Below are 9,190 nucleotides of genomic sequence, written 5' to 3'. Positions count from 1 at the left end.
TCTCGGGGGGTGCGACGGTCATCGGAGGGCTCCGGCGGGGTCGAGGAGTTGGGCGGTGACCAGCGCGGCGTAGCGGCCGTCGCGGGCGAGCAGGCCGGCGTGCGTGCCGGTCTCGACGATCGCGCCCTGGTCGAGCACGACGATCCGGTCCGCGTCCTGCACGGTGGACAGCCGGTGTGCGATGACGAGCGTCGTGCGGCCCTGCGCCGCGGCCGCGAGCGCGGCCTGTACGCCGGCCTCGGCGGCGGCGTCCACGCTGGACGTCGCCTCGTCGAGCACGAGGACCGGCGCGTCCTTCAGCATCGCCCGGGCGATCGCGATGCGCTGCCGCTGTCCGCCGGACAGCAGGGCGCCACGCTCGCCGACCGTCGTGGCGTAGCCGTCCGGCAGCTCGTCGATGAAGCCTGCGACACCCGCCGCCTCGGCCGCCCGCCGGACGTCGGCCTCGGTCGCGCCGGGCCGGGCGATCGCGATGTTCTCGGCGACCGTGCCGGAGAACAGGTAGGTGTCCTGCCACACGACGGACAGCTGGGCGCGCACCGTCGCCGTCGGGAGCGTGCGCAGGTCGTGCCCGCCGATCAGGACCCGGCCGGCGTCGGGGTCGGCGAAGCGCAGCAGCAGCATCGCCAGGGTGCTCTTGCCGGCGCCCGACGCGCCGACCACCGCGACGGTCTCGCCCTCGGCGACGCCAGGCTGATGCCGTGGACGGCGTCGCGGTCGCGGCCCGGGTACCGGTACGTGACGTCCTCGAACTCGATCCGTGGCGGCAGCCCGCCGGCCGGCCCGACCGGCCGGACCGGCTCGGGCGTCCGGGGCTGCGCGGTCAGCAGCTCGTCGATACCGCCCACCGCGTTGTCCGCGGTGATCGCGTCGAAGGCGTACCGGCCGACCTCGTCGAGCGGCCGGTAGATCTCGCGCATCACCACCAGGACGGTGAGCAGGCCGATCGCGTCCAGTCCGCCGTTCGCCGCGCTCCACAGCGCCCAGCCGAGCGCCGCCGCGGTGCCGCCCACGGTGCCGAGGTTGCTGAACCCGACGTGCAGCAGCGAGACCCGCAGCTCCTTCATCACCGCGACGCGCACCGCGTCGGCCCTGGCCGCGATCACGGCCCGGCGCCGGGCCGTCGCGTTGAAGGCCTTGAGGGTGAGCAGGCCCTGGATCGTGTCGGTGTACTCGGCGTCCAGGCCGCCGATCTCCCGCCAGACCCGGCCGCTGGACTCCGCGCGCATCGCCACCCACACCGCCGGCAGCACCAGCGCGACGACGGCGCCGGCCAGCGCGGCCAACGCGGCGCCGGGCGCGACGAACAGCAGGTAGACCACGATTCCGAGCGGGGCGACCAGCGCGTTGGCCAGCGCCGGCAGGTAGCGGGAGACGTACGGGCCGAGCGCCTCGACACCGTCCAGGACGGTCGCTCGCAGCTCGCCGCTGCGGCGCTCGGCGACGTAGCCGGGACCGAGCTCGAACAGCTTGTCGAACAGGGCGATGCGCACCCGCTCCCGGGTCGCCGCCGCGGCGCGTCCGGCCAGCAGCTCGCGCCACCACAGCAGCAGCGCCCGCACGAGGATCGCGGCCAGCAGCGCGGCGAAGAGGCCGGTCAGCTCGCCCGGCTCGGCGCCGTCCAGCGCACGCGCGAGGAGGCGCGCGACCAGCACGGCCGCGGCCACGCGCAGCGCCGTGACACCGAGCGCCGTCAGGACACCTGCGGCCACATACCCGCGCACCCGCGCCGTGAGCGCGAGCATCCGTCGTCGCACGAACACGTGAACTCCTTATTGAGGATCAGTTTCAACAAGAAGCTATGCTGCATGCTCAAGCCGGCTTGAGGTCAAGCCGGACGCGGAAGGGATGAGCGATGAGCGCTGCGACGGAGTCGTTGCCGATCGGCGCCGTGGCCGCCCGGTTCGGGCTGGCCGTCTCGACGCTGCGGTACTGGGAGGAGCGCGGGCTGCTCCGGGCCGCCGAACGCCGGGCCGGGCGGCGCCGCCACGGACCGGACGAGGTGCACAGGATCGCGTTGATCCAGCTGTGGCGCGAGACCGGCCTGATGTCGCTCGACGACATCGGCGCGGTGCTGACCGGCGGGGCGTCCTGGCGGGACGTCGTCGAGCACCGCGTGGCGGCGATCGAGCAGCAGCTGACCCGGCTCGGCGCCGCGAAGGCGCACCTGGAGCACCTTCTCACCTGCCCGTCGGCGCATCCAGCGGATGACTGCCCGTACCTGCGCGCGGAGGCGGAGTCGCGCTACGCGTGATCGTGCCGGCGGGCCCGGGCCGCCTCGATGTCGGGGACGTGCTGCTCGGCCCAGAGCCGCACGGCGCGGAGCGGGACGAGCAGCGAGCGGCCCAGCGGCGTGAGCGCGTACTCCACGCGCGGCGGGCTCTCGTCGTACTCGTGCCGGCTGATCAGGCCGTCGGCCTCCAGGGACCGCAGGGTCTCGGTCAGGACCTTCGGCGTGATGCCCTGGATGTGCGCCTTCAGCTCGGTGAAGCGGCGCGGCCCGTCGTCCAGCGCGTTGACGATGAAGACGGTCCAGCGGGCTCCGATGCGGTGCAGCACGGTGCGACTGGGACAGGTCGCCGCCATCACGTTGTACGCCTTGCCCATGGGTGCTCTCGGTTCCGTTGAAGATACCGGTATCAAATCCATACCGTTCGTCCTGATCCTACGAGAGGGAGTGACGGCATGGAGCGGGTCCTGGTCATCGGAGGCGCGCGGGCGCTCGGCGCGGCAGTGGCGAGGCGTGCGTCCACGGACGGGTACGACGTGGTCGTCGGTGCTCGTGATCTGTCGGCGGCCGGCGTGCTGGCGCGCGAGATCGGCGGCACCGCGGTGCGCGTCGATCTGCAGGACGAGGCGACGATCGCGGCCGCGGCGCAGCGGCTGCGCGACGGAGTCGATCACGTCGTGACGACCGGTTCGGCGCCGCACGACGTCCGCGCGACCGAGCTGGATCGCGACCGGCTGCTGACCGCGTTCACGGCGAAGGTGCTCGGCCCCCTGCTGGTCGCCAAGCACTTCGCCCCGGTGCTGCGGCCGACGGGGTCGATGGTGCTGTTCTCCGGCGTCGTGGGCTGGCGGCCCGGGCCGGGCTCACTGGTCAAGGGGATCACGAACGGCGCGGTCGAGTACGCCGCACGCCACCTGGCGGCCGATCTCGCTCCGGTGCGGGTCAACGCCGTCTCGCCCGGCGTCGTGGACTCGGGCGCGTGGGACCGCCTGGGTGACGCCAAGGCCGGCCTCCTGAGCAGGAGTGCGGCCGGCACCTTCGTCGGACGCCACGGCGAGGCCGATGACGTCGTCGACGCGGTGATGTGGCTGCTGCGGGCGGGCTTCGTCTCCGGCGAGACGATCCACGTCGAGGGCGGCGCCCGGCACCGATCCGCCTGACCCGAGGCCGCGCAGGCGCCGGACCAGCCGCTTGAGCACCGGGATCAGCAGGGCGACACCGATCAGGGTGAGGCTCACGACCGAGGCGTACCGGTCGACGACCAAGACGACGTCGACCGCGTGCTGGCCCAGGCCGTAGCCGAGGCCCGCGACCAGGCCCGTCATCACCAGCGCGCCGGCGAAGTCGAGGACGAGGAAGGTCGCCACGCGCATCCCGGCCATGCCCGCCATCGCGTACACGACCGGCGTGGGCACACCGGGCAGCACGGCGAGCACGACCGCGGAGCGCAGGATCCACGGCGGCAGCTCGGTCGCGCGACCGGCGAACCGCAGCGCCCGCTCGCTGGTCGTGAACATCCTGACGATGCCCACGCCCCACTGCCGCCCCGTCCACCAGGTCAGCCAGTCCAGCTTCACCATGCCCGCCGCGCCGGCCAGGACGACCAGCCAGAGCGGTCCCTCGCCGACGCGGGCGAACGCCGCGGCGGCGCCGATCGCCGAGAGGTCGCCGGTGAGGAACGACAGCATGACGGGGTGCGAGGCGAGCAGGAACGGCTTCAACGGCCGCAGCACCAGCCCGAGCGCCACCACCGCGAGGATCGCGCCCATCAGGGCCAGGTCCAGGCGGGTGGGGCGACCACGCCACGGCACGAACCGGCCCCAGGGACCGGGCGTTCGATCGACGATGCTCATGATCTCAGCGTGGGCGGCCGGCCGATCAGTGGACAGGTGCGCTTGTCACCAATCCGCCGTGACGCCGCCACCGGCCGGGCCATGACGACCCGGCCGGTGGCGTGCTCCGCTACGTGACGACCACAGTGATGGGGCGCGAGCGCACGGTGAGCCCGTTGAGCGTCACCGCCGCCCAGATGCGGGTCGTGCCGGCGCCGTCCGCGTCGACCTGGTGGCCGGTCGGCCCGCCGGCGACGACCGTGGCCACAGCGGGAGTGTCACTCCCGTACGAGATGGACGCGCCGGTGAGGTCGGCGAGCGTGCCGTCGCCGAGTAGGCCGCGGGTGACGACCGGCGTGGTGGCGCCGACGGTCAGCGTGGCGGCGCCGACCGCGGTGACCGCGTCCCACAGCTCGTCGGCGACCGCGGTGTCGAACTGCGGGACTCGGATGAGCACCAGCTGGGACGGCATCACCGGCGTCGCGGTGCCGGGCTGGCTGAAGGTGACGTGGTGCCCGGCGCCGGCGTTGAACCGGTACGTCCCGACGTAGGTCCCGAACCGGGTGTACTCGGGGTTGCGGCCGGTGCCGGTCCACTCGCTGTAGACCGACATGGACTGGCCGTCGGCGTGCTCGACGAGGATCCGCAGCGGCTGTGGCGCCGTCGACGACGACCGGCGCGCGTAGACGCGGTAGGCGCCCGCCTGGCCGAACGTCGGCGAGTAGCGCGTCGTCTTCGCGTCGACGACGACCGGTGCGGCGGTCGTCGTGACCGCGGCCATGCCGGCGAGGGCAGGAAGTGCTGTGACGGCGCCCGGCCCGGCGTTGCCGGTGTCGATCGGCTGGAAGCCGACCGCCGAGTAGGACGTGGCGCCGGGCGCCGCGTTGACGGAGCCGACGTCGACGACCAGGGCCTGCCAGGCCGCGAACGTGCGCCGGCCGGGCTCGAACCACACGGCCGGGTCGCTCCACACCACGTTCCGCTCGCTCTCGAGGACCGCCCGCGGGTTGGCCGTCAGCAGGTTCTGGAACGCGAACACCGGGCTGTAGAGGCGCACGGCCGGCTGCGTGGCCGCCGAGGGGTCGGAGAGCACGTTGCGGCGCATCCGGTTGTCGCGCAGGTGCTGGTCGGTGTCGAGGAACCAGACCTGGTGCGGGTTCAGGAACTCGTTGCCGACCAGTGCGTTGAACTGCCCCGCGTGGACGAGCATCGGCAGCGAGGCCCCCGTGACGCTGTTGCGTTCCCACCAGACGTTGCTGGTGCTGTGGTCGGCGTAGAGACCGAACCCGTACGGCCGGCTGACGCCGGTGCCCAGCCGGAGCATCCCGGGCGCGTCCACGATGACGTTGTGCCGCACCAGCGACGGCGCGGACAGGTTGGTCATGATCGCGATGTTGATCGCGCCGGCGTCGGCGGTCGACAGCACGACGTCCTGGATCCGGTTGTAGGCGATGATGTTGCCGCCCTGGTTCCGGAACGCGAACACGCCCTGCCGCGGCATGTTCTCGATCAGGTTGGCCGCGACGAGGTTGCCGGCCGCGTAGACGGTGCTCGGCGGCCTGCTGTCCAGGTTGATGCCGGCCGCGCAGAGCCAGACCCGGCCGCCGTCGCGGATGGTGTTGTTCGTCAGCGCGTTGCGCAGTGGGGCGAAGTTCTGGACCTGTGAGCGGGCGTCGTACTCGTGGCCGTAGCCGATCCGGGCCGACGTGAGCAGGATCCCGCCGGCCCCGATGTCGTCGATCAGGTTGCCGTCGACGACGTTGTCGCAGCTGTCCAGGTGCAGCCAGATGCCGTAGCCGTCGACGCCGGTGAGGTGGCAGTCCTCGATCCGGCAGTTCGAGGCGCAGTCGAGCACGATCGCCGCGTCGGTGACGACGCGCGGCTCGGGGTAGGACTCCGCGGTGGCGCAGTGGGTGAACGTGAAGTCGCGCAGGGTCAGCCAGCGCACCCGGGCGCCCGTGACCCCGTCGCCGGCCAGCACGACCAGCCGGTCCAGCACGGGGACCACGAACTCCTGCGTGCCCGGGTCCTGACCGGCCGGCGGCAGGTAGTCCAGCCGCTGGGCGCTGGTCGACAGATACCACTGCCCCGCCGTCTTCAGCTCGGCACGCACGCCGCGGACGGTGAACGGGTTCGCCGGCTCCAGCCGCCCGTTGGCCGGCGCCGCCAGCTGGATCTGCCCCGTCGCGGTGTTCACCGTGCTGATGTCGCGCCGCTCGTTGAAGTACTGGAACCCGCTCACGACCTCGACGAACGCCTCTGGGTCGTCGGCCCACGGCTGCCGGGCGAACTCCGCCTTCAGGGTCTGGTGGTTGTCCGGGTCCCAGCCCGTCACGGCGATGCGCTGGAACTCGATGGAGCTGTAGCCGGCCGCGTAGTCGAGGGCGTCGACGACGACCCGCTGCTCGCCCGCGACCGGAGCGGGCAGCACCTCGCCGACCGGCGGGACCATCGCGGTGTTGGTGGTGAAGACGAGAGCGTCCAGGTGTACCCGGCCCTCGGCGGCGGTGCGGATGTTGGACACCCGGACGGTGTGGCTCCCGGCGGTCAGGGACCGCCCGGTGAGCACCCGGCTGTACTTGACGACACGGAAGTCATCGTCGCTCTTGGCGATGGTGCCGGGTGTCAGCGGCGCACCGTTGTCGATCGCCAACCGCAACCAGCCCTGGCTGTTCTCGTGGCCGGTGGACACCCCGAGCCAGAGGTCGTACGTCCCGCTCACGGGGGCCTGGAAGGTGTACTCGACGTAGTCACCGGCGCGGGCGAGGCCGGCCAGGATCAGGTTCGGGGACTGCCCGCCGTGGTAGAGGTTCCCGGTCGCGGGGTACCGCACCAGCGGCGCCCGCACGCCGTCGACGAACAGGGTGCGGAAGCGGCCGGAGCCGGGCACGCTCAGGCTGCGGACGCCGTCGGAGCCGGGCGCGGTCCAGGTGCCGGTGAGCACCCGGCCGCCGCTGATCACCGCCGCGTGCGGGACCTCGGAGCGCCACACGACGGGCCGGCTCGCGTCGGCGCCGGAGTGCTCCGGCCCGAGCACCAGCGTCGCGTCCAGGTGGTAGGTGCCCGGCCGGACGACCACCTCGAGGCCGCCCGCCGGCAGGCCGGCGGCGACGGCCTCGGCGACCCGCTCGCTCGCTTCGAGCAGGGTGCGCAGTGGTCCACTGCCGTCGCTCTGCGGGTCCGGGTGCTGCCCGGTCCAGCCGTCGTTCCCGTTCGTGGCGACGTAGATCGTCCGGCCCGCGGCGTGCGCGGGCGGAGCGAGGCCGATCAGGGCGCCGCCGGCGGTGATCGCCGCCACACCCCGCAGCAGGGTTCGTCGGGTCAGGTCGTGGGTCATGGCACTGCCTCCTCGACATTGAGAATCAGGTCATGCCGTGCGAAATCCCCCGTCAGGTGAGGCCGTAGACCCGCACCGCCGAGCCGCCGCGCAGTGCGGCCAGCTCGGCGGGCGACAGCGCGGGCAGCGCGGCCTCGTGGAACCGCCAGGTCTGCGCGTAGTCCGCCATGCGCAGGCAGTTGGGCCAGTCGGCGGCGAGCATCAGCCGGTCCGGGCCGAACAGCTCCACCGCCGCCGCCACGAACGGCGCCGCGGCCGCCACGGTGGCGCCGGGCAGCGTGACCAGGCCGGACACCTTCGCGACGGCGTTGGGCGACGCCGCCAGTGGCGCGACCAGGGACCGCCACCGCGCCAAGCCCGCGGCGCCGCCGTCCAGGGGCGGGAGCGCCAGGTGGTCGAGCACGAAGGTCACCTCCGGCAGCGCCGCGACCGCCCGTGCGGCGGCCGGCAGCTGATCGTGGCGGACGACCAGGTCGAAGGTGAGCCCGGCGGCGCCGACCGCCGCCAGGCCGCGGCGCACCTCGGGACGGTCGAAGTAGTCCGCGTCGGGGCTGTGCGTCGCGTGCGCGCGCACGCCGGAGAGGAACCGGCCGCCCGGCAGCGACCGGTAGCGGGCCAGCGCGTCGGCCAGGTCCGGCCGGGCCGGGTCGATCCAGCCGACCACTCCCCCGATCTCCGGGGTCTTCTCGGCGACCGCCAGGAACTCCTCGACCTCGATCTCGCGGCCGAGCCCGGACTCGACCAGCACCGTCCGCTCCACGTCCGACGAGGCCAGCACGGTCCGCAGCTCCGGCACCCAGAACGGGCGCCGCAGCGCCGCCATGGCCGGCCCTTCCAGCCAGCGGTAGCCGCGGCCGGCGTCGCGCCACAGGTGGTGATGGGCATCGACGATCACGGCGTGGGCACCTCCTCGGGCAGCAGTCCCTCCGACACCAGCTCCGCCCACAGCTCCCGCGGGACGTCCAGGCCCGCGAGCCGGACGTCGTCGGCGATCTCCGCCGGGGTGCCGGCGCCGACGACGACACTGCGCACCGCCGGATGGCCGAACGGGAACCGCAGCGCCGCGGCCGCCAGCGGCACGCCATAGCGGGCGCAGACGGCCGCCAGCCGCCTGGCCCGGCCGACCAGCTCCGGCGGCGCCGGCGCGTAGGCGTACGGCGCGCCGTCGGCGGGGTCGGCGAGCAGGCCCGAGCCGAACACGCCGGCCGCGATGACCGCCACCTCGCGCTCGTCGCACAGCGGCAGCAGCGACGCCAGCGCCGACTGGTCCAGCAGCGTGTAGCGCAGCGCGATCAGCACGCAGTCGAGGTCGGCGGCCGCGACGAACCGGGCGGCGGCCGGGCCGTCGTTGAACCCGGCGCCGATGTGGCCCACCACGCCCTCCTCGCGCAGTCGCACGGCCGCGCGGTAGGCGCCGGCGAGCGCGGCGTCGTGGTGCTCGGCGGGGTCGTGGACGTGCAGGACGTCGAGCCGGTCCACGCCGAGCAGCCGCAGGCTCTCGGCCACCGAGCGCAGCGTCGCGTCGTAGGAGAAGTCGGCGACCCTGGCGCCGTCGTCGAGCATGGTCCAGCCGCTCTTGGTGGCGACGGCGAACGAGCCCCGTGCCCGCCCGTGCAGGGCCGCACCCAGCCGCTGCTCGGCCCGCCGCGACGGGCCGTAGAGCGGCGCGGTGTCGAAGAAGCGGACGCCGGCGTCCCAGGCGGCGTCGACCGTCTCGCGCCAGGGCGCGCCGGCGTCCTTGCCCAGCGGCGCGAGCCCCAGCCCGAACGCCGGCATCGGTTCAGCCACGGG

The 9,190-nt window shown here is 73.8% G+C and carries 8 protein-coding genes and 1 pseudogene; 2 read left to right on the top strand and 7 right to left on the bottom strand.

Features of this window, described 5'->3' with window-relative positions; translation table 11 throughout:
- Positions 1-18: 18 nt before the first annotated feature.
- On the bottom strand, positions 19-663 hold the full coding sequence (locus tag C1I92_RS17995) for an ABC transporter ATP-binding protein (protein ID WP_199521335.1): 645 nt from the start codon (positions 661-663) through the stop codon (positions 19-21).
- Positions 579-1,763 (bottom strand): ABC transporter transmembrane domain-containing protein, encoded by a 1,185-nt coding sequence (locus tag C1I92_RS17990; RefSeq protein WP_199521334.1) that lies wholly within the window; start codon positions 1,761-1,763, stop codon positions 579-581. Before C1I92_RS17990 ends, C1I92_RS17995 begins: the two co-directional genes overlap by 85 nt.
- A 92-nt stretch (positions 1,764-1,855) precedes the next feature.
- On the opposite strand from C1I92_RS17990, the gene C1I92_RS17985 reads away from it, so the two are divergent.
- Complete coding sequence (locus C1I92_RS17985; RefSeq protein WP_111256031.1) at positions 1,856-2,254, top strand: MerR family transcriptional regulator; 399 nt, start codon at positions 1,856-1,858, stop codon at positions 2,252-2,254.
- On the opposite strand, the gene C1I92_RS17980 is transcribed toward C1I92_RS17985, so the two are convergent.
- Positions 2,245-2,607, bottom strand: coding sequence for a winged helix-turn-helix transcriptional regulator (locus C1I92_RS17980; RefSeq protein WP_111256030.1), 363 nt, complete (start codon positions 2,605-2,607; stop codon positions 2,245-2,247). The genes C1I92_RS17985 and C1I92_RS17980 overlap by 10 nt on opposite strands.
- 78 nt (positions 2,608-2,685) lie before the next feature.
- Between C1I92_RS17980 and C1I92_RS35450 the strand changes: the two genes are divergently transcribed.
- Positions 2,686-3,390 carry an SDR family oxidoreductase gene (locus tag C1I92_RS35450; RefSeq protein WP_111256029.1) on the top strand — a complete coding sequence of 235 codons (705 nt, stop codon included), beginning with the start codon at positions 2,686-2,688 and terminating at the stop codon, positions 3,388-3,390.
- A gap of 147 nt (positions 3,391-3,537) precedes the next feature.
- Here C1I92_RS35450 and C1I92_RS35445 read toward each other — a convergent pair.
- The 4 genes and pseudogenes from C1I92_RS35445 to C1I92_RS17955 form a co-directional block, all read right to left on the bottom strand.
- Positions 3,538-3,918, bottom strand: a pseudogene (locus C1I92_RS35445) (VTT domain-containing protein); the annotation flags it as partial.
- A gap of 274 nt (positions 3,919-4,192) precedes the next feature.
- Entirely contained in the window at positions 4,193-7,399 is a 3,207-nt protein-coding gene (locus C1I92_RS17965) for a right-handed parallel beta-helix repeat-containing protein (protein WP_111256028.1), read from the bottom strand.
- Between the two features lie 52 nt (positions 7,400-7,451).
- Entirely contained in the window at positions 7,452-8,294 is an 843-nt protein-coding gene (locus C1I92_RS17960; protein ID WP_111256027.1) for an amidohydrolase family protein, read from the bottom strand.
- Positions 8,291-9,187, bottom strand: a complete 897-nt coding sequence (locus tag C1I92_RS17955) for an aldo/keto reductase (RefSeq protein ID WP_199521333.1) — start codon at positions 9,185-9,187, stop codon at positions 8,291-8,293. The genes C1I92_RS17960 and C1I92_RS17955 overlap by 4 nt, the downstream gene beginning before the upstream one ends.
- Positions 9,188-9,190: the final 3 nt, after the last annotated feature.

The organism is Jiangella anatolica (genome assembly GCF_003236295.1).
Taxonomy (GTDB): Bacteria; Actinomycetota; Actinomycetes; order Jiangellales; family Jiangellaceae; genus Jiangella; species Jiangella anatolica.
This window is presented reverse-complemented; position numbering and strand designations above follow the sequence as displayed.